Genomic DNA, 18,417 nt, shown 5'->3' with positions numbered 1-18,417 from the left:
CCCGATTGCACCCGGACGGACCGACCTGATGCCGCCGCCGCCGAGGCTGTCAGCCGTTTATCGGTGCGTGCTGGGCAAAATACATCTACACTCGAAAGCATCAAGATTAACCTGCATTTGGCGCACGAAACCGGGGGCATCGCACCTGTTGCGTTGATCCTTCCGCGCCTGAACCAAACAGAAAGTTTGATCCCATGGGAAAACGCAAAGACAAACTAACCTCCAACATCGGTTGGAGCACCTCTGACACGATCCGCGTGCGCGGGCTGGATCTCCCCAATGAAATTTTAGGCCACATGAACCTGGGTGATGTGGCGTTTTTGCAATTGACCGGACGCCAGGCAACGCCTGAGGAATCTAAGGTCTTCAATGCGATCGTGATTACCCTGGTCGAACACGGGATCACCCCGTCGGCGATTGCCGCGCGGATGACATATATGGGCGCGCCGGAATCGTTGCAGGCGGCCGTTGCTGCTGGGCTTTGCGGGTTGGGCACGGTGTTTGTCGGCTCGATGGAAGGCGCGTCAAAAATGCTCTACGAGGCGTTGCCGCAGGACAAGCTGGGCACCGGCGTTGATCTGGATGCGCTGGCGGTTGAAACCGTGGCCGGTTTCCGTGCCCGCAAGGCCATTGTTCCGGGGTTGGGGCATCCGGTGCACAAACCCGTCGACCCGCGCACGCCACGATTGTTCGAAATTGCTGCCGAAAATGGCAAATCCGGCGAATACATCGCCCTGATGCAGAAAATACAAACCGAGGCCGAGGCGCGATCGGGCAAGATGCTGCCGATCAATGCCACCGGCGCGATTGGTGCGATCTGCTGCGAGTTTGGCTTCCCCTGGAAAATCGTGCGGGGCTTTGGTGTGATGGCCCGCGCTATCGGGCTGGTCGGCCATATCCTTGAGGAAAGCGAGAACCCGATTTCCTATGATATCTGGCAACGTGTGGAAGAAGAAATCCTCGAAACCAGCGGGCCGGGGGCTCGCTAATGACCGCGCCGCAGGGGGATAGTGCCGGGATGCGGCCACTGGACGATATTCTGGTGGTCAGCCTGGAGCAGGCGGTTTCCGCCCCCTATTGCACGCGGCTATTGGGCGACCAGGGTGCGCGGGTGATCAAGGTTGAACGCCCTGATGGCGGCGATTTCGCGCGCAACTATGACACCCGCATTCATGGCGAAAGCAGTTATTTCATCTGGGGCAACCGATCCAAGGAAAGCCGGACGCTGGATCTGAAAACCCCCGAGGCGCTTGCCACAATTTATCCCTATGGCCCATTTAAAACCTCGGATGGCCAGGTGCTGTTCGGGTTCCAGAATGATCGCGAATGGAAGGCATTCTGCGAACAGGTGCTGGAACGCCCCGACATGGCGCTTGATCCCCGGTTTGTTGGCAACTCCGGGCGGGCCGATCATCGCGATGTGATTGCGGTGGTGATTGGTGACGTATTGCCCAAACTTACCACGACCGAGGCGCTGTCCCGGCTGGATAAGGCCGGGATTGGCACCGCCGAGGTGCGCGATATGGCCGGGCTGTGGGCGCATCCGCAACCGGCCGCGCGCGGGCGTTGGCAGCAAATCGACACGCCAGCGGGGGCGTTGCCCGCGCTAACCCCGACCAGCGGACAAGGCTGGCAGCCACAGATGGCCCCGGTGCCAGGTCTTGGCGAACACACCCAACAGATATTGAAAGAATTTGGGCTGGGCGCTGCGCCAAACGCCGCCACCCCGAAAACAGGAGCATAACCACAATGAAGACCTCAGCCCCCGACACCCATGATGACCTGCGCGACGCGCTGCGTGCGCTTTGTGCTGGATTTCCCCCTGAATATCACCGCAAACACGGTGCCGCGGAAACATATCCCGCAGAATTCGTCGATGCGCTGACCGAAGCCGGCTGGCTGGCGGCAATGATCCCCGAAGAATTCGGCGGCTCGGGCCTTGGCCTGACTGAGGCCAGCATCGTGATGGAGGAGATCAACCGATCAGGCGGCAACGCCGGGCATTGTCACGGTCAGATGTACAATATGGGCACCTTGCTGCGCCATGGTTCGGACGTGCAAAAACAGCAATACCTGCCCAGCATCGCCTCGGGCAAACTGCGGTTGCAATCCATGGCGGTGACCGAACCGACAACGGGCACCGATACCACCAAACTGAAAACCACCGCCGTGAAAAAGGGCGACCGCTATGTGATTAACGGCCAAAAGGTCTGGATCAGCCGGTTGCAGCATTCCGACCTTATGATCCTGCTGGCACGCACCACGCCGCTGTCCGAGGTCAAGCGCAAGTCGCAGGGCATGTCGATCTTTATCGTCGACCTGAAGGACGCAATCGGCAACGGTATGGAGATCCAGCCGATCGACAACCTGGTGGGCCACGAAACCAACGAGGTGTTTTTCGACAACCTCGAAATCCCCGCCGAAAACCTTATCGGCGAAGAGGGGCACGGGTTTCACCATATTCTTGATGGGCTAAATGCTGAGCGCACGCTGATTTCCGCAGAATGTATTGGCGATGGATATTGGTTCGTAGAAAAGTCGCGCGATTATGCCTGCGAGCGGGTGGTTTTCGACCGCCCCATTGGCCAAAATCAGGGTGTTCAGTTCCCGATTTCGAAATCCTACGTTGCTATCGAGGCTGCCAATCTGATGCGGTTTGAGGCGTGCAAACGCTTTGACGCAGGTCAGGATTGCGGTGCGCAGGCCAATATGGCCAAACTACTGGCTGCCGATGCGTCATGGGAGGCGGCCAATGCCTGCATCCAGACCTACGGTGGTTTTGGCTTTGCCCGCGAATATGATATCGAACGCAAATTCCGCGAAACTCGGCTCTATCAGGTCGCGCCGATCTCGACCAATCTGATCCTGTCTTATGTCGGCGAGCATATCCTTGGAATGCCGCGGTCATTTTAAGGGCAGATGATGGAAAACAATCTGGATTTAGCGCATTTACAGGGTTGGATCGGGCGATCTAAGACGGCTTCGGAAACGGTCAGCGATGCGCTGGTGTCGCGGTTTCGGGCGACATTGGGCCAGTGGTTGGCCGATCCGGGGCCGGGCAACGTGCCGCTGGGGCTGCATTGGTGTCTGACGCAACCGGTGGCGGCGCAACCGGCGCTTGGGCCTGACGGGCACCCGACGCGGGGCGGGTTTTTGCCGCCTGTGCCGCTGCCTTTGCGGATGTGGGCGGGGGGCGAATTTACCCGTATCGGGCCGATTGGTGTCGGTGCCCATGTCACGCGGCGTTCGAAAATCCGGGATGTGACGCTGAAACAGGGCCGCAGCGGACCCATGGTGCTTGTGTCCGTGGCGCATGACTATTTCACCGATGGCAATACGCCGCAGATTTCCGAGATTCAAAACATCGTGTATCGTGACAGGCCCGGCCCGGCACCCGCCCCACAGGTCGAAACGCAAAAACCGCAAGAAGCGGGCACGACGGGCGCGCAGGTCACACTGACCCCTGATCCTGTTTTGTTGTTTCGCTACTCCGCGCTGACCTTCAATGCGCATCGGATTCACTATGATCTGGAGTATGCCAGGAACGCCGAAAATTACCCAGACCTCGTGGTGCATGGTCCGCTGCAAGCGACTTTGTTGTTAAACTTGGTCGCAAACCAATCTGGCCGCGCCCCGGCGCGGTTTTCCTATCGTGGTGTGGCCCCGTTGTTTTGCGGCCAACCCGTTGGTTTGCACCTTGATACCGCACAGGACGGCGGCACCGTCTGGTTGCGTGATAACGCCGGTCAAACGACCATGAAGGCAAACTATCAGATATGAAAATACTGCCCAAGGGGGCAGGGAGGAGGATTTAAAATGACGACCCAAAACCCGGAATACGGTCGGCCCGCATTGTTTGTGGACGGCAAATGGATCACCGACACGCCCCGCTCTGGCGAGGTCATTAACCCCGCCACCGGAGAGGTGCTGGCATCATTCCCCATCGCCGAGCCGGAACATATTGAGCTGGCTCTTTCCTCGGCGCTGAGCGGATTTGAGGTGTGGTCCAACATGGCCCCTGATGCGCGTGCGCGGATCATGAACAATGCCGCTGCCGCCATTCGGGAAAAGTCCGAAGAATCCGCGCGTCACATGACGCTGGAACTGGGCAAGCCGCTGGCGGATTCGCGGGCTGAGGTCGAAAACTGCGCGGCATTGCTGGAATGGTGTGCCAAGGCCGCCACCGAACAGCAGGATCGTCCGCTTGACGCGCGCCCGGGGTTTGAATCGTTGAAGGTGCGCAAGGAACCGATTGGGCCAGTGGCCGCATTCGCGCCATGGAACTTCCCCGCCTCTCTGGCGGCGCGCAAGATGGCGTCGGCGCTGGCTGTTGGATGTTCCGTCATTGTCAAACCGGCGGAAGAAACGCCGATGTCGTTCATCGCCATCGTCAAGGCGCTGGACTTCGCCGGGCTACCGCGCGGTGTTGTTAATCTGTTGATCGGCGATCCGGCGCAGATCAGCACGCAATTGATTGCCTCGCCGGTGATTCGTAAGGTCGCCTTTACCGGGTCAACCACCGTTGGTCAGAAACTGGCCGCGATGGCCGGTGCCGAGGCCAAACCCAGCGTCATGGAGCTCGGCGGTCACGCGCCGGTGGTGGTTTTTGACGATGCTGATATCGACCGCGCCATCGGGCTTTCCGTTGTGGCCAAGGCCCGCAATGCTGGTCAGGTCTGTGTCGCGCCCACACGCTATTTGGTTCAGGACGATGTTTATGATGCCTTTGCTGACGGGTTTGCCAAAGCCTTTGGCGCCTTAAAGCTGGGCGATGGTCTGCAGCCCGACAGCCAGATGGGTCCGGTGCTTAGCCCGGCCCGGCTGGAGGCGGTTGATGCGCTGGTACAGGACGCTGTGGCCAAGGGCGCGCGGCTGCTGACCGGGGGGCGGCGGCTGAACCGTCCGGGCAATTTCTATGCGCCGACCGTGCTGGCCGATGTGCCGCCCGAAGCGCGTGTTATGCAAGAAGAGCCGTTCGGCCCCATCGCAGTGGTCAACCGGTTTTCAACCTTTGAAGACGCCGTTTCTGTCGCCAACAACACGGATTTCGCACTGGGGGCATACGCCTTTACCGGATCGCAAGAGACCGCAGACCGAATTTCGGATGCACTGGATGCCGGTATGGTCGGGATCAACGGATACAGCGTTGTGTTCCTTGATTCACCCTTGGGTGGGCGTCGCTATTCCGGATTTGGCAGCGAAGGCGGCTATGAAGGGCTGGATGCTTACAGGATCACTAAATTTATCAGTCAAGCTGTTGCTTGAGAAAGGACAAAGCTATGCGTTGTCAAAGTCTTACAAAATTCGGAAACCCGCTGACCGCCGAGGAACGCCCGGACATGACGGTATCCGGCACGGAAGTTCTGCTGAAGGTTACGGCAAATGGGGTCTGTCACTCTGATCTGCATATTCGCGAGGGCAGCTATAATCTGGGCCATGGCCAGCGTATGAATTTCGGCGAGCGTGGCATGAAACTGCCATTGGTGATGGGCCATGAACCCGCCGGCCGTGTTATCGCCGCAGGTCCCGATGCTGGTGATATTGATACCTCGCTGGATTATGTGGTGTATCCTTGGCATGGCTGCGGAAGCTGCCACCAATGCAAAATGGGGCGCGAAAATTACTGCGCCGCCCCGAAATTTTTGGGGATGTTCGCCGATGGCGGGTACGCTGATATGCTGAAAATCCCGCATCCGAAATACCTGTTTGGCATCGGATCGTTGACCCCGGCGCAGGCGGCTCCGCTTGCGTGTTCCGGCCTGACGACGTTTTCGGCCCTCAAAAAGGTCGAAGATACGATCAAGGCCGCACCGGTTGTGATTATTGGTGCTGGCGGTCTGGGATTGATGGCCATCGGACTGGTCAAATCCATGGGCGGTCTCGATCCTGTTGTGGTCGATATCGACCCGGAAAAACGCGAAGCCGCCCTCGCTGCTGGAGCAAGTTGCGCGATTGACGGCGCGGCCGAAGACGCGGTTGCTCAGGTACAGGCCGCAACCGGAGGGCCGTCGCTTGCCGTTATTGATCTGGTTGGCGCCGAGGCAACGGCCTCGCTTGCGTTCAATGCAATCGCCAAGGGTGGCAAGATCGTGATCGTCGGCCTGTTTGGTGGCGCAGCACCTTGGCCATTGCCGTTGATTCCGGTCAAGGCCGTGACGATCATGGGCAGCTATGTCGGCTCGCTTCCGGAATTTGCTGAGTTGATGGACCTGGCGGTACAGGGCAAGGTTCCGATGTTGCCCACTGCGACGCACGCGTTGGAAGAAGCCGAAAACGTGCTGAACCAGCTAGAAGAAGGCAAGGTGATCGGGCGGGCGGTTTTGACCCCCTAACCGTTTTCCAACCACCAAAAATCAGATCAAAGCCCGGCCCACGTGCCGGGCTTTTTCGTGAGTGATTCGTGCATCGTCTTGCGGCAGGCCATAGGTACAACGCAGGGCATAACTAAAAGCGGGTTCACCTTGAAAAACAGCAAGAATATTCAAGTAATTCTGTTTGAATATTCAATACTCATTTTCCATGTTCATCTACCGTCTGTGCAGCGGTGAGGGATATCAACCTCAACAGTCAAACCATCGGCTGCGAGAGTGTAGGTTGAATGCCTGGCCCAACGGAGGAACTGTGCACAAATGTGTGACCGGTCAAAAAACCGGATCGCCGCAGATGGCACGATATACTTATTCTTGGGAGGGATGTTGAACAATGGCTTCAACTGAATCAGATTTTCTAAAAGCGCTCTATCTGGATTGGGGCGACCGCATGGTCGCAAACCCAAATATGACGATCCCCGATTTGCGGGCTCTGTTTGACGAATGGGAAAAACCGACGTTTGAACCCGAAGATGTGACCTACAAGACTGATACCGTCGGGGGTGTCAAAGGGATTTGGGCCTATCCGATCGGCTGCGATAAATCCAAGGTTATGGTCTACACCCATGGTGGCGGATTTGCTGTTGGGTCATCGTCCAGCCACCGCAAGCTGGCAGGCCATGTGGCCAAGGCGCTTGGCGTGTCCATTCTGGTGCTTGACTATCGCCTTGCCCCGGAACACCCGTTTCCGGCACAGGTCGAAGACGCGGTTTCGGTCTATAAGGCGCTGCTGGCTGATGGTATCGCGGCTAAGAACATCGGCACAATCGGCGATTCCGCCGGTGGCAATCTGGCGATCAGTTCGGTTCTGAAATTTCGCGAGCTTGGGCTGGAATTGCCCGGCTGTGTCATCGCATTCTCGCCTTGGCTGGATATGGAATTGACCGGCGGTACGCTGAAAAGCAACGAAGCCACCGATGGGTTGGTATCGACACCGGTTCTTGAGGGCATGCGCGGCATGTTCCTGGGCGAAAACGGTTCGCCGACAGATCCGATTGCCAACCCGCTCAAGTCAGACTTGGCCGGTTTCCCACCGCTTTACGTCAATGCGGGCAGCGTGGAAACCCTGCTGGACGATGCGCTCCGCGTGTCCGATCAGGCAAAAGCGGCGGGCGTGAATGTGACGCTTTCGGTGGCGGACGGTATGCAGCATGTATTCCCGTTCCTGGCAGGTCGAGCACCTGAAGCCGACGCCGAGATCGCCAAGATCGCAAGCTGGTACAAAGCCCTATAAGGGCTGTCGGCGGGCCCCTGCTAAGGGTGCCCGCCATTTTCAAGCAATTTTCTGAGATCAGGCCGGCCCAAATACGGGCTTCGGTCAGCGCAAGACCTGTGCCGATCGTCAGGGAAATCCTTGTGGAGGGGAAAACATGACTACGAAAGTGGAAACAACAAAAACCAAAGGCGCCGATTTTGACGCCGTTGTTATCGGGGCCGGTTTTGGCGGGCTTTATGCGGTGCATAAACTGCGTAACGAGCAAGGCCTGAACGTGTGCGCCATCGACAATGCGTCGGATGTAGGCGGCACTTGGTACTGGAACCGCTATCCCGGCGCGCTGTCGGATACCGAAAGCTATATCTACCGCTATTCCTTTGACAAAGACCTGTTGCAGGAATGGGACTGGACCCATCGCTATATCACCCAGCCCGAGATCCTGAGATATCTGAACCATGTGGCAGATCGGTTTGACCTGCGTCGCAGCTATCAGTTTGACACCAATCTGGAAACCGCCAAGTTCAACGAGGCAACCGGCCTGTGGAGCGTTACCACCGACAAGGGCGAAACCGTAACGGCCCGGCATCTGGTCACCGGTCTGGGGCTTTTGTCGGCGATCAACACGCCCGACATCAAAGGCGTCGACACTTTCAAGGGTCAGACAATCCACACCGGCAACTGGCCTGATGGCGTTGTGCTGGATGGTAAACGCGTCGGGGTTATCGGCACCGGATCAACCGGCCAGCAGGTGATTACGGCCACCGCCCCAATCGCCAAACATCTGACGGTGTTCCAGCGGTCGCCGCAATATTGCGTTCCCGTTGGTCAGGCACCACAATCGGCCGCAGAGATTGCAAAAATCAAATCCAACTTCGATGCGATCTGGAAACAGGTCAAAGGCTCGGCCGTGGCGTTTGGGTTTGAGGAAAGCACCATCCCCGCAATGTCCGTTTCCGACGAAGAGCGTGAGCGCATCTTTCAAGATGCCTGGGACGAAGGCGGCGGGTTCCGGTTCATGTTTGCGACGTTCTCTGACATCGCCACCGACATGGATGCCAACAACGCGGCGGCAGACTTTGTCCGCAATAAAATCCGCGGAATTGTAAAAGATCCGGCAACCGCCAAGATGCTGACACCAACCGATCTTTATGCCAAACGCCCCCTATGCGGCACCAACTATTTCGAGGTTTACAACCGCGATAACGTGTCGTTGGTTGACGTCAAAGCCAATCCGATTTCGGAAATTACCGCCACTGGTGTGAAGACCGAAGATGGCAATGAATACGAACTGGACGTGCTGATTTTCGCCACCGGGTTTGACGCGGTTGACGGCAATTACACCAAGCTTGATATCACCGGGCGCAACGGCGTCACCCTGCGCGACAAGTGGAAGGGCGGCCCCGGCGGCTATCTTGGCATCATGGAAGCCGATTTCCCCAACATGTTCATGATCCTTGGACCAAACGGCCCGTTCACCAACCTGCCGCCCAGCATCGAAACGCAGGTGGAATGGATTTCGGACACGATCAAGTACGCCAACGACAAAGGCATTGCATCACTCGATGTCAAATCTGAAACGCAAGAAGAATGGCTGGCGACCTGCCGTATGATCGCCGACATGACCCTGTTCCCAAAAGCCGATTCCTGGATCTTTGGGGCCAACATCCCAGGCAAGAAGAAGTCGGTCATGTTCTATCTTGGCGGACTGGGAAACTATACTCAGGCTCTGAAAGATATCGTTGCGTCTGATTACGACGGGTTTGTGAAGGAAACGGCACCGGTTGCAGCGGAGTAACCTGCGCGAACACCAAAGAACGGCGCTAACCCGCCCTATGTGGCGGGCTAGCTTCGGTCGCATAATTATCCAATTGCAAACAACTTAGGGAGAGAGAAATGGACAGAGTAAAAGGTAAAGTGGCCCTGGTCACCGGCGGCGCGATGGGCATGGGCAAGACCCACAGTGAAACCCTGGCCGCCGAAGGCGCGATGGTGTTTGTCACCGACCTGAACGAAGAAGGCGGCAAAGCCGTGGTCAAAGGCATTCAGGATGCCGGCGGCAAGGCCGAATTCATCAAACATAACGCGTCAAGCGAGGCCGATTGGGCAAACGTGGCCGCGACGATCAAAGCCAAGGCCGGCAAGCTGGATGTGCTGGTCAACAACGCCGGTATCCTGATCCTGAAACCCGCGCACGAGACCGAGCCGGATGAATGGGACCAAGTGTTCAACGTCAACGTCAAGGGTGTCTATCTGGGCATTCGTGCCTGTGTCCCGCTGATGAAAGACGCGGGCGGTTCGATCGTCAACATCTCGTCGATCTATGGCATTGTCGGCGCGCCGATGGCCGGTGCCTATATCGCCAGCAAAGGTGCGGTTCGCCTGATGACCAAATCCTGCGCGGTGGATCTGATCCAATATGGTATCCGGGTGAATTCCGTTCATCCCGGTGTGATCGACACGCCAATGACCAAGGATCTGCTGCACGGCGACCTCGAAACCCGCACCGCGATCATGGGGGCCACCCTGTTTGATCGCCCCTGTCGCCCCGAAGAGGTTTCGCAGGCGGTATTGTTCTTGGCGTCGGATGATTCATCGTTTGTACATGGAACCGAGATTGTTGTGGATGGCGGATACACTGCAAACTAATCCTGACAAAGAACAGAGACGGGCTCCCAGCGTATAGGGGGCCCGTTTTCGTTTGCAAGCCAGCTAGGTGTTTTCCAGCTCAGACCGGATCCCACGAAAACACATCGGCTGACACTTCAAGCGGCATGAAATCGGCCTTTAAAGCAGGGATCGCATGATTGGCGATTGCCTCGGGTGTCCAGCCATCGCCGGAATGCACAGACCGGATCGGGCGGGGCTGATTAACCAGGAATATCTCGTTGTTACGCACCGCAAAAATCTGGCCAGTGACATCTGCGGCCCTGTCGGACGCAAGATAGACAGCCATCGGCGCGACCTTGGCAGGGGTCATCTGCTTGAGTTTCTCAACCCGCGCTTCCTGCTCGGGAGTGTCCACCTTGATTGACGAAATCATCCGGCTCCAAGCGAAAGGCGCGATGCAGTTTGACCGCACGTTCCATCGTTTCATATCCAGCGCGACGGATTTGGAAAACGCCGTGATGGCCAGTTTGGCCGCAGCATAATTTGCTTGGGCAAGGTTTCCAATCAGGCCTGAGGTTGACGTCATGTGCACCAACGCACCGCTTTCTTGAGTGCGGAAGTGATCCGCGGCAGCCCGGCTGGTATTAAATGCACCGTAAAGATGGACCTTCACCACAGCGTCGAAATCCTCGTAGGTCATCTTGTGAAAAAACCCATCGCGCAGGATGCCGGCGTTGTTGACCACTGCGTCAATACGACCGAACTCCCTGACCGCCAGATCAACCATCTCGCGGGCCGCATCGGGATCGGCCACACTGTCTGCGTTGGCGACGGCAGACCCACCTGCGGCGGTTATTTCATCGACGACTTTTTGCGCGGCCAGCTCGGTCTGTCCCGTGCCCTTCAGCGATGCACCCAAATCGTTGACCACCACCGCAGCCCCGGCGGCAGCAGCAGCCAGCGCAATATCGCGCCCGATGCCGCCCCCAGCCCCGGTCACCAGAACAACCTTGCCATCCATTATCTTTGTCATCTTTTTCCCCTCACTTTGCCTTGCGGTACTTTTCCAGCCCGCCAGTATGCATCACCCGGCCCATCAAAGGAGCCCCGATGATTGTTTCGGCTTTCTGCGCGGCAAGGATCAGTTTATCCAAGTCAATGCCGGTTTCGATCCCCAGTTCGTGACACAGGAATACCATATCTTCGGTGCTGACATTGCCTGCCGCTCGGGCGTGGCCATGACCGGCAAAAGGACATCCCCCAAGTCCCGCAACCGAGCTTTCGAACATGTCCACACCCATGCTGAGTGCGGCATATACATTGGCGATACCAAGCCCGCGCGTGTCATGGATATGCATGCCGAGGCGGGCCTCGGGGGCCATGTCGCGCAGTGCTCCGATCATGCGTTTGACCGCTTCGGGGTTGCCCCAACCCATCGTGTCAGCGATCACAAGAATTGGCACCGGGATGTTTTCATCGGCGCACAGATCAAGGATGAAACGGAAATCGTCTAGCACCCGTTCCTGCGGAATCTCGCCTTCGAAATTGCAGCCAAATGCGGTCATCACATAAGCCGCGTCAACTGTCAGCCCCTCGGCTTTGTAAAGCTTGACCCATTCACGCTGTTTCTCGCGCATTTCCATTGATGAGGCGTTGTTGTTTTTCCGCGAAAACCTATCGGAGGGGTAGAAAAGCAAGCGCGGGTCGATATCGACATCATGCGCGGTCATCGCCTTGCGAAACCCTTTGTCGTTCAGCCAAAGCGCCGTGTAATTGACACCGGGCACGCGTTTGATGCGTTGAAAGAGCTCTCCCGTGTCAGCCATTTGCGGCACGTATTTCGGACTGACAAAGCTACCGACCTGAATACGTTTCAAACCTGTGTCGGACAGCAGATCAATGAGCTCAATACGCTGCTCGATAGGATAAATCGTTTTCTCGATCTGGAAGCCTTCGCGCGGGCCTTCCTCGCGGATTTCGACGAATTTGGGAAAATCGCTCATTTCGGTTCGCTTTCATTTGGGGCAATTTCGGCGATGGTCTGACCGCGGTCGACCATCATGCCTTTGGTTACAGAAATGTTGATGGCGATTCCTGCCGCTGCAGCCTTTATCGATATTTCCATCTTCATGGATTCCATAACGGCGATTACATCGCCTTCGGCGACCAAATCTCCATCAGAAACAACAACATCAACGATCATACCGGTGAGCGGGGATTCCACCATCCGCTCGGCTGCCCCTTCACTGCCCGCAAAAGCCAGGGGCGGGGCGGCGTGAAACAGGCGGCGGGCGTCGGCCGTGGTGATTTCGATAGCATTGCCGGTGACGCGGGCTTCCAGCATCAGGGTTTCGCCGTTATGGGTAACGCGCCAGCGCCCTGTTTCCAGTTCAAGACAGGTCAGGGACAAAGGCACTTCATTCGCATCAAAAACGGTAAAATAACCGCCCGACCCAATCGGGCCTACGCGCAGTTCTTCGTGCTTGGCACCCTTCTCCGATCCCATCAGGGTGACACGCTGGTCCGCCTCGACCAAAGCATCGCCTGCGTTTAGCCGCCAGCCAGTAAAGGTCGAACGATTGCTCCAAGGATTGGTGGTGTCGTCAGTTCGCCCGTTGCTGACAAATAGCACGGCTGCGACAGCGCGCCACAGGTTGGCGGTTGCGTCTGCCGGAGGTGTGGTCAGCGCATCAAGGCGGGTGTCGATCCAGCGGGTATGCACGTTCATCGCGGCAAATTCGGGATCGCGCGCCAGCGCCGTCAGGAAACTACGGTTTGACTGAACGCCCGCGACGATGGTGTGATCTAACGCCTCGGCCAGCCGGGCCAGCGCCGTTTCGCGGTCGACCGCGTGAACAATAAGCTTGGCAATCATCGGATCGTAAAACGGGCTAACCTCGTCGCCGGTTTCGACACCGCTGTCGATGCGGATGCCCTTGGGCAGCGATAGGGTGGTGATCTTGCCGGTTGAAGGCGCAAAGTTATTGGCGGGGTCTTCGGCATACAGCCGCGCCTCGACGGCGTGGCCAGTGCAGGTGATATCACCTTGGGTGATCCCAAGGCCCGCGCCCTGGGCAATGCGCAGATGCATCGCCACCAGATCAAGGCCGGTGATCGCTTCGGTCACCGGGTGTTCGACCTGAATCCGCGGATTAACCTCGAGGAAAAAATAGTTGTCGCCCGCGACCAGAAACTCAACCGTACCCAATCCACGATAGTTCAAGCTCTCTCCCAGTTTCACCGCATCCGTTGCAATCTGGTCAAGCAAGGTACGTGGCAGACCCCATGCCGGAGCTTCCTCGATCACCTTTTGATGACGGCGCTGCAGAGTGCAGTCGCGTTCAAACAGATGCACCACATGGCCCGCGCCGTCGCCCGCAATTTGCACCTCGACGTGTCGCGCGGCAGGCAGGAATCGTTCCAGCAACATGCCCTCGGACCCGAATGTGGACTTCGCCTCACGCAGGGCCCCTTCGATGTCTTGCACCAATGTGTTCTCAGCTTCGACCAGACGCTGACCGCGCCCGCCACCGCCACCAACAGCCTTGAGAAGCACCGGGAAGCCCATCTCGCGCACTGCGGCGGCAATTTCGGCGGGGTCGGATTTGGCACCGCTCGCGCCAGAGACCACCGGAACGCCTGCCGCAATCGCCGCGTCTTTGGCGCTGGCCTTGTCACCGAAACGATCCAGCGTTTCGGCCGTTGGGCCGACAAAGATCATCCCGGCGGCTTCGACAGCATTGGCAAAATCCGGATTCTCGGCCAGAAAGCCATAGCCGGGATGGATCGCATCGGCACCCACTTGGCGCGCGGCGTCAAGCACAGCGTCGATCCTGAGGTAGCTTTCGCTGGCCGGCCCCGCCCCGATCAGGATGGAGCGACCAATTTCGCGCACATGCAGTGCGTTCGCGTCTGCCTCTGAGTGAACGCCCACGGGGGTGATACCCTGCGCGCGCGCGGTGCGGGCAATTCGGCAGGCAATCTCGCCACGGTTGGCAATGAGCAATGTATTGATTTTCATGATACTCTCCTCAGAACCGGAACACGCCAAAATTGGTTTCAACTTTCGGTCGCCGCGAGGCGACATCCAGCAGCAACGCCAGCACATCACGGGTCTCGGAGGGTTCAATCACGTTGTCGGCCCACAGATTTGACGCAAAATTATAGGCACCCTGGAAATCTTCGTATTCCTTGCGAACCGGAGCCTTAAAGACTTCTTCTTCTTCAGGGGTCCATGTCATGTCGTCGCGTGCCAGAATTTGCGCGCGCACCTGTGCCAAAACACTGGCGGCCTGTTCCGGCCCCATGATTGCCGAGCGCCCCGAGGGCCACATGAACATCGCGTCTGGTTGAAATGGACGGCCTAGCATCGCCAGATAGCCGGCACCATAAGACCCACCGGTAATCACCGTATATTTTGGCACCCGGGCCGACGACATGGCGGTGATCATCTTGGCCCCGGCCTTGGCGATGCCGGCCTGTTCGGCCTCGCGGCCGACCATGAACCCATTCACATCCACCAGAAACACCAGCGGAATGTCGCGTTGAACACAAAGGTTGATGAAATGCGTGGCCTTCAGTGCCGCCTCGACGAACAGCACACCAGTGTTGGCAAGGATGCCAACCTCGTGGCCATGAATGCGCGCCCAGCCGGTCATCATGGTGTCGCCATACAGCGGTTTGAATTCGTGAAAATCGCTACCATCCACAAGGCGGGCAACAATCTCGCGGTTGTCGGTGGGCACTTTGGCATCGCGGCTGACGATGCCGTGAATATCCTCAACCGGATAAGCGGGAGGGATGGCCGCGGCAGGGGTTTTTCGGGGGCTCGATATTTCCCCTAAATGCGATACTATCTGGCGAGTGATGGCCAGTGCGTGGGCGTCATCTTCGGCCAGATGGTCGGTAACTCCCGACACCGAGCTGTGCATTTTGCCCCCGCCCAGCGTTTCGGCGTCTACCTTTTCGCCGGTCGCAGCAAAAGTTAGCTCGGGTCCGCCAAGATACATGAAGCCTTGGCCGCGCACGATCACAATCTCGTCGCAAAGCGCCGGAATATAGGCTCCGCCCGCCGTACATGGCCCCATGACCACAGCAATCTGTGGCACGCCGTCCCCCGACATGCCAACCTGCTGGTGAAAGATCGAACCGAACTGGCCCTCGTCGGGAAAGATATTTGCGATTTCGGGCAAGAACGCCCCTCCGCTGTCGACCAGTGTAATCACGGGCAGTCGGTTTTGCCACGCAATACGCTGTGCCCGCACATGTTTCTTGCAGGTCATGCCAAAGTAGGTCCCACCTTTCACAGTCGCATCATTGGCGATAATCATGCACTGGCGACCCTCGATCACCCCGATTCCGGTGATGATGCTGGCCCCCGGTGGCACGTCTTCATATTTCCCAAGCCCTGCCAAATCGCCCAGTTCAAGAAACGGGCTGCCCGGATCAATTAGCCGCTCTACCCGTTCACGGGGCAGCATTTTGCCTTTGGCCACATGACGCTCGCGCGCCTTCTTTGGTCCACCGATGCGTTGCGCGCGGCGCAACTCATGCAACTCGTCCAGTTTCCCGCGATAATGCGCCTCGTTGGCGCGAAACTCTTCCGACCCTGTGTTGATCGTCGTTTTCAGCTGGGTCATGGCAACTCCGGAAATTCACTGAGAGTAAGTGCAACTTTGGCGGCACCCGGCTTTTCAAACGTGTTGGCTGCGACGATTGTGACATCCGCTTTGAAAACCAACGCTTCTCGTAGCCGGGTTTCGATGGTTGATTTCAGGTCGGGATCGTCCTGGGGCGATCTGTCCGGACCGCGCTCCACGATCACTTTCAGGGCACCCTGAGTGGTGTGGCCGTCAAAATCGGCCACCACGCGCATAATCCCGTTGGTGTCGGGCATCATGTCATTGATGATGCTGTGAATTGCGGACGGAAACACATTCGCGCCGCGCACGATCAACATGTCGTCAGTGCGCCCAACACAGCGGATTTTTGGCCCAGTTCGACCGCACGAACAGGAAGTGCCCAGAACTTCGATGAAGTCCCCCGACCGAAAGCGCAATACAGGGCTGGCTTGACGGGTGATGGCAGTATAGATCATCTCGCCTTTTGCGCCCTCGTCAAAGGGGATGATTTCGCCGGTATCCGAGTCCAGAAGTTCGGTAATGATGTGATCCATGCTGACCATATGCATGCCGGATTGATCGTCGCATTCTGCCCAATAGGCCACGCCCAGATCGGTGCCGCCCAGCATTTCGCAACATTTGGCACCCCAGAGTTCCTCAATACGGTTGCGAATGGCAGGAATGCCGCCGCCCGGCTCGCCGCCGACAATAATGCGTTCGACGCCCAGCTCCGAGGCTTTGACCCCAAGAATTTCCTCGGCCTTTTCGCCAAGATGCAACACAAAGTTCGGCGCCCCGACGATACAGCGCGGGCGGGTGTCGGCGCAGGCCCGCAACAGCCGGTCCGCCCCGCCATCAGCGCCGATCGGCACATCAACAGCACCCATGTATTGCAGCGCCTGCATCACCGGAATACCGCCGACAAAGCCTTTGGCCAGCGAAAACCCGTGCAACACCAGGTCACCGGGGCGGATGCCGTTGGCAAAGAAACACCGCGCCGACATTTCGTTCCAGACTTCGACATCTGTTTCAGTCAATGCCACATACGACGGGCTGCCGGTAGTGCCGGACGACGCCTGCATCTGGATGACGTCTTTTGGGTCTGCCGCCAGATGTCGGCCAAAAGGCTTTCGCGACGCAAGGCTTTCGCGGATGTCGGTCTTGAACGTATAGGGCAGCTTTTGCAGGTCTTCGATGGTGCGAATATCGTCAAATGCGACGCCCGCCTGAGCTAGAATATCGCGGTAAAAATCGGAGTTCTCTTTCAGATAAGCCATCTGCGCGATCAGGTTTTCCTCCTGGACGCGGCGCACCGCGTTCGGCGGAGCCATTTCGATGTCATGCCAGCATTCGGCATTTGCCTTTTCCAACGCATCCGCGCGGCGGTACTGCATTGCGAATTTCATATCATCGCCCTCCATTCACATTTGCCCGGCTTAATAGGACCGGGGCAAACCCATGACTTTGTTGCCAATATAGCTAAGGCACAATTCCCTGTTCACCGGGGCGGTGCGCAACAGGCGCATCATCGGATACATCTCGTAGATGCCGGTGTCTTCGGTGAAACCCGACCCGCCATGCGCCTGCAACGCGGCATCCACCGCCTCGATCCCGGCCTCGGCGGCGGCGTATTTCGCCATGTTCGATGATTCCCCCGCGGGCAGTTTGTGGTCAAATTCCCAAGCCGCACGCCGGGTCATCAAGCTGGCCATTTCGACATTGGTATAGGCCTTGGCCAGCGGATGCTGCACACCTTGGTGCGCGCCGATCGGCTGGTCGAACACGTTGCGTTCACTGGCATAAGTCACTGCCTTGTTGAGCGCAAAGCGACCGATACCACAGCACAAGGCACCCAGTACGATCCGTTCGGGGTTGAGCGAATCAAACAGGATATTGAACCCCTCGTCGACGTGACCCACCACATCCTCGGGGCCAAGGTCCACATCGTCAAAGAACAGGGTCCACTGTTCCTCGGGCAACGGGATTGAAATGCGTACCCGTTGCATGTCGACGCCCTTTTTCTTCAGATCGACTGCAAATAGCGTAAAGCCATCGGTCTTGCGGGCCACCTGATCGAGCGGTGTGGTGCGCGCCACAACAAGGCAGTAGTCCGACACATCCGCGCCAGTGATGAAGGTCTTTTCGCCAGACAGAGAAAACCGGTTGCCGTTGCGCTTAGCCATCGTCTTGGTTTTCATTGAGTTCGATCCGGCACCGGGTTCGGTGATTGCAAAACAAAACTGGATGTCACCCTTGCAAGCGGCTGGAAGCAGCTCTTTTTTGTGGAATTCGGTTCCGTGTGTTGCCAGATGCGCCATCGACATCGTCGGCCCAACCACCATCATCAGCAGCGGGATGCCATGGTTAGCTGTGCCCTCCATGAACAATGCCATTTCGGTCATGCCCAGCCCGGCACCACCATATTCCTCGGGCACCATGATGCCCAGAAAGCCGTCATCGGCGATCTGTTGAAACATCTCTTTGGGAAACTCATGGCGGCGCGCGTGTTCCAGCCAATAGGTATTGTCGTAACTTTGCGCCAACTGGCCACCATATTCATAAATCTGGCGCTGTTCGTCGTTCAGGTTGAAATCCATTGTTCAGA

The 18,417-nt window shown here is 57.7% G+C and carries 15 protein-coding genes; 9 read left to right on the top strand and 6 right to left on the bottom strand.

The genetic code is table 11. The features are described 5' to 3' along the window. Positions 1-194 precede the first annotated feature (194 nt). The 9 genes from SULPSESMR1_RS22680 to SULPSESMR1_RS22640 all read left to right on the top strand — a co-directional run bounded on the left by SULPSESMR1_RS22680 (position 195) and on the right by SULPSESMR1_RS22640 (position 10,230). Positions 195-989, top strand: coding sequence for a citryl-CoA lyase (locus tag SULPSESMR1_RS22680; RefSeq protein ID WP_089423338.1), 795 nt, complete (start codon positions 195-197; stop codon positions 987-989). After that, a complete protein-coding gene (locus tag SULPSESMR1_RS22675; RefSeq protein WP_089423337.1) occupies positions 989-1,744 on the top strand; it encodes a CoA transferase in 756 nt (251 codons plus the stop codon). Before SULPSESMR1_RS22680 ends, SULPSESMR1_RS22675 begins: the two co-directional genes overlap by 1 nt. A 5-nt stretch (positions 1,745-1,749) precedes the next feature. Next, on the top strand, positions 1,750-2,913 hold the full coding sequence (locus SULPSESMR1_RS22670; protein ID WP_089423336.1) for an acyl-CoA dehydrogenase family protein: 1,164 nt from the start codon (positions 1,750-1,752) through the stop codon (positions 2,911-2,913). A gap of 9 nt (positions 2,914-2,922) precedes the next feature. Then, the gene (locus SULPSESMR1_RS22665; protein ID WP_089423436.1) at positions 2,923-3,780 is read left to right on the top strand and encodes an FAS1-like dehydratase domain-containing protein; all 858 of its coding nucleotides are present in this window, start codon (positions 2,923-2,925) and stop codon (positions 3,778-3,780) included. A gap of 36 nt (positions 3,781-3,816) precedes the next feature. Beyond that, positions 3,817-5,265, top strand: coding sequence for an NAD-dependent succinate-semialdehyde dehydrogenase (locus SULPSESMR1_RS22660; RefSeq protein ID WP_089423335.1), 1,449 nt, complete (start codon positions 3,817-3,819; stop codon positions 5,263-5,265). A 14-nt stretch (positions 5,266-5,279) separates the two neighbouring features. Continuing rightward, positions 5,280-6,332, top strand: coding sequence for an alcohol dehydrogenase (locus SULPSESMR1_RS22655; protein WP_089423334.1), 1,053 nt, complete (start codon positions 5,280-5,282; stop codon positions 6,330-6,332). Positions 6,333-6,702: 370 nt separating this feature from the next. Next, positions 6,703-7,602: an alpha/beta hydrolase gene (locus SULPSESMR1_RS22650; RefSeq protein WP_089423333.1), complete on the top strand. Its 900-nt coding sequence runs from the start codon at positions 6,703-6,705 to the stop codon at positions 7,600-7,602. Between the two features lie 136 nt (positions 7,603-7,738). Continuing rightward, positions 7,739-9,379 carry a flavin-containing monooxygenase gene (locus tag SULPSESMR1_RS22645; RefSeq protein WP_089423332.1) on the top strand — a complete coding sequence of 547 codons (1,641 nt, stop codon included), beginning with the start codon at positions 7,739-7,741 and terminating at the stop codon, positions 9,377-9,379. 98 nt (positions 9,380-9,477) lie between these two features. Continuing rightward, the gene (locus SULPSESMR1_RS22640) at positions 9,478-10,230 is read left to right on the top strand and encodes an SDR family NAD(P)-dependent oxidoreductase (RefSeq protein WP_089423331.1); all 753 of its coding nucleotides are present in this window, start codon (positions 9,478-9,480) and stop codon (positions 10,228-10,230) included. Positions 10,231-10,309: 79 nt separating this feature from the next. Here SULPSESMR1_RS22640 and SULPSESMR1_RS22635 read toward each other — a convergent pair whose 3' ends face one another. From SULPSESMR1_RS22635 to SULPSESMR1_RS22610, 6 genes are read right to left on the bottom strand one after another with little or no spacing between them, the layout of a single operon-like run. Then, a complete protein-coding gene (locus SULPSESMR1_RS22635; protein ID WP_089423435.1) occupies positions 10,310-11,215 on the bottom strand; it encodes an SDR family NAD(P)-dependent oxidoreductase in 906 nt (301 codons plus the stop codon). Between the two features lie 19 nt (positions 11,216-11,234). Further along, positions 11,235-12,194, bottom strand: a complete 960-nt coding sequence (locus SULPSESMR1_RS22630; protein WP_089423330.1) for a hydroxymethylglutaryl-CoA lyase — start codon at positions 12,192-12,194, stop codon at positions 11,235-11,237. Further along, a complete protein-coding gene (locus SULPSESMR1_RS22625) occupies positions 12,191-14,212 on the bottom strand; it encodes an acetyl/propionyl/methylcrotonyl-CoA carboxylase subunit alpha (RefSeq protein WP_089423329.1) in 2,022 nt (673 codons plus the stop codon). Before SULPSESMR1_RS22625 ends, SULPSESMR1_RS22630 begins: the two co-directional genes overlap by 4 nt. 10 nt (positions 14,213-14,222) lie before the next feature. Further along, on the bottom strand, positions 14,223-15,830 hold the full coding sequence (locus SULPSESMR1_RS22620) for an acyl-CoA carboxylase subunit beta (RefSeq protein ID WP_089423328.1): 1,608 nt from the start codon (positions 15,828-15,830) through the stop codon (positions 14,223-14,225). Next, entirely contained in the window at positions 15,827-17,218 is a 1,392-nt protein-coding gene (locus SULPSESMR1_RS22615) for a phenylacetate--CoA ligase family protein (RefSeq protein WP_089423434.1), read from the bottom strand. The genes SULPSESMR1_RS22620 and SULPSESMR1_RS22615 overlap by 4 nt, the downstream gene beginning before the upstream one ends. A 30-nt stretch (positions 17,219-17,248) precedes the next feature. After that, positions 17,249-18,409: an acyl-CoA dehydrogenase family protein gene (locus tag SULPSESMR1_RS22610; RefSeq protein ID WP_089423327.1), complete on the bottom strand. Its 1,161-nt coding sequence runs from the start codon at positions 18,407-18,409 to the stop codon at positions 17,249-17,251. Positions 18,410-18,417: the final 8 nt, after the last annotated feature.

It is taken from the genome of Pseudosulfitobacter pseudonitzschiae, from assembly GCF_002222635.1.
Taxonomy (GTDB): Bacteria; Pseudomonadota; Alphaproteobacteria; order Rhodobacterales; family Rhodobacteraceae; genus Pseudosulfitobacter; species Pseudosulfitobacter pseudonitzschiae_A.
The sequence above is the reverse complement of the archived record's forward strand: the minus strand, read 5'-3'. Positions and strand labels throughout refer to the sequence as shown.

What these genes read in the sequence shown, in the direction of transcription:
- SULPSESMR1_RS22680 (WP_089423338.1), top strand. Translation starts at nt 195, where the DNA reads ATGGGAAAACGCAAAGACAAACTAACCTCCAACATCGGTTGGAGCACC.
- SULPSESMR1_RS22675 (WP_089423337.1), top strand. Translation starts at nt 989, where the DNA reads ATGACCGCGCCGCAGGGGGATAGTGCCGGGATGCGGCCACTGGACGAT.
- SULPSESMR1_RS22670 (WP_089423336.1), top strand. Translation starts at nt 1,750, where the DNA reads ATGAAGACCTCAGCCCCCGACACCCATGATGACCTGCGCGACGCGCTG.
- SULPSESMR1_RS22665 (WP_089423436.1), top strand. Translation starts at nt 2,923, where the DNA reads ATGGAAAACAATCTGGATTTAGCGCATTTACAGGGTTGGATCGGGCGA.
- SULPSESMR1_RS22660 (WP_089423335.1), top strand. Translation starts at nt 3,817, where the DNA reads ATGACGACCCAAAACCCGGAATACGGTCGGCCCGCATTGTTTGTGGAC.
- SULPSESMR1_RS22655 (WP_089423334.1), top strand. Translation starts at nt 5,280, where the DNA reads ATGCGTTGTCAAAGTCTTACAAAATTCGGAAACCCGCTGACCGCCGAG.
- SULPSESMR1_RS22650 (WP_089423333.1), top strand. Translation starts at nt 6,703, where the DNA reads ATGGCTTCAACTGAATCAGATTTTCTAAAAGCGCTCTATCTGGATTGG.
- SULPSESMR1_RS22645 (WP_089423332.1), top strand. Translation starts at nt 7,739, where the DNA reads ATGACTACGAAAGTGGAAACAACAAAAACCAAAGGCGCCGATTTTGAC.
- SULPSESMR1_RS22640 (WP_089423331.1), top strand. Translation starts at nt 9,478, where the DNA reads ATGGACAGAGTAAAAGGTAAAGTGGCCCTGGTCACCGGCGGCGCGATG.
- SULPSESMR1_RS22630 (WP_089423330.1), bottom strand. Translation starts at nt 12,194, where the DNA reads ATGAGCGATTTTCCCAAATTCGTCGAAATCCGCGAGGAAGGCCCGCGC.
- SULPSESMR1_RS22625 (WP_089423329.1), bottom strand. Translation starts at nt 14,212, where the DNA reads ATGAAAATCAATACATTGCTCATTGCCAACCGTGGCGAGATTGCCTGC.
- SULPSESMR1_RS22620 (WP_089423328.1), bottom strand. Translation starts at nt 15,830, where the DNA reads ATGACCCAGCTGAAAACGACGATCAACACAGGGTCGGAAGAGTTTCGC.
- SULPSESMR1_RS22615 (WP_089423434.1), bottom strand. Translation starts at nt 17,218, where the DNA reads ATGAAATTCGCAATGCAGTACCGCCGCGCGGATGCGTTGGAAAAGGCA.
- SULPSESMR1_RS22610 (WP_089423327.1), bottom strand. Translation starts at nt 18,409, where the DNA reads ATGGATTTCAACCTGAACGACGAACAGCGCCAGATTTATGAATATGGT.